Raw genomic sequence first — 1,278 nt, 5'->3', positions numbered from 1 at the left:
TGGGGTTGCTTCGGTTTGGCGGACATCCGGAGATCTGGGGTTACACCCGGAGAGGGATGTCCATGATGGAGAACATGCCGAAGAAGAAGCCGCGGCCCAGGCGGCAGTTCACGGCCGATTTCAAGGCCGAGATCGTCGAGTTGTGCCTGCGTGGGGACCGGTCGGTGCCCGAGATCGTCAAGGACTTCGACCTGACGGAGACCGCCGTGCGGCTCTGGCTGGCCCAGGCCGACGAAAGTCACCAGCACAAGGACCTGGAACGCGACGAACGGACGGAGCTGGCGGAGCTGCGGCGGGAGAACCGCCGTCTGCGGGAGGACATCGAGATCCTCAAGCGGGCCACGGCTTTCTTCGCGAGGGGGACCCGGTGACGGTCGACCCGTTCATCGAGGCGGAGAAGCAAGCAGGTCACAGCGTCAAACGAGCCTGTGAACTGATGAAGGTCTCCCGGTCCGCCTACTACACCCGCCGAAACCACAGGCCAGGACCACGAGCCCGGCGTGATGCGGAACTGACCACGCTGATCAGCGAAGTCCACACGCATTCACGCGGCACCTACGGCGCCCCACGGATCCACGCCGCCCTGCTGCGTGAGGGACACGCCTGCGGCCGGCGCCGGATCGCCCGACTGATGCGAGAGGCCGGCGTCGCGGGCCGGCACCGTCGGCGCGGCCACCGCACCACCGTTCCCGACCCGCAGGCGGCCACCCGCCCCGACCTGATCGACCGCGATTTCCGCACCGGACCGACGGCCGTCGACACCCGCTGGTGCGGGGACATCACCTACATCGACACAGGTCAGGGCTGGCTCTACCTCGCCACCGTGATCGACATCGCCTCCCGCCGCGTGGTCGGCTGGGCCACCGCCGACCACCTGGGCACATCCCTGGCAGCCGACGCCCTCACGAACGCCTGCCACCAACGCGGGCCCCACGGCCCGGTCGTCTTCCATTCCGACCGGGGCAGCCAGTACACCAGCCATGCATTCGCACGGCTGGCAGCCGACCTGGGCATCCGGCTCTCCGTCGGCCGCACCGGCGTGTGCTGGGACAACGCCGTCGCAGAGTCCTTCTTCGCGAGCCTCAAAAACGAACTGGTCACCCGGCACCGCTGGCACACCCACGCTGCCGCCAGGACCGCGATCTTCGAGTACATCGAAGGCTGGTACAACACCCGCCGACTCCACAGCAGTCTCGGCTACCAAAGCCCAGCCGAGTACGAAACGACCACTGCCTGACCAACACATAGAACCTGTCCGCCAAACAGGAACAACCCCAG

The 1,278-nt window shown here is 67.2% G+C and carries 2 protein-coding genes; both read left to right on the top strand.

The window, feature by feature from the left end; translation table 11 throughout:
• Positions 1–371 (top strand): transposase (locus tag IO30_RS0129015; protein ID WP_209439904.1); only part of this gene is annotated, 371 nt, incomplete at its 5' end.
• Entirely contained in the window at positions 368–1,237 is an 870-nt protein-coding gene (locus IO30_RS0129010; protein ID WP_031147790.1) for an IS3 family transposase, read from the top strand. The genes IO30_RS0129015 and IO30_RS0129010, both read left to right, overlap by 4 nt.
• Positions 1,238–1,278 lie beyond the last annotated feature (41 nt).

Source organism: Streptomyces xanthophaeus (assembly GCF_000725805.1).
In the GTDB taxonomy this organism is placed as follows: Bacteria; Actinomycetota; Actinomycetes; order Streptomycetales; family Streptomycetaceae; genus Streptomyces; species Streptomyces xanthophaeus.
Note: the sequence above shows the minus strand (reverse complement) of the source record. Positions and strands in the feature narration are given on the sequence as shown.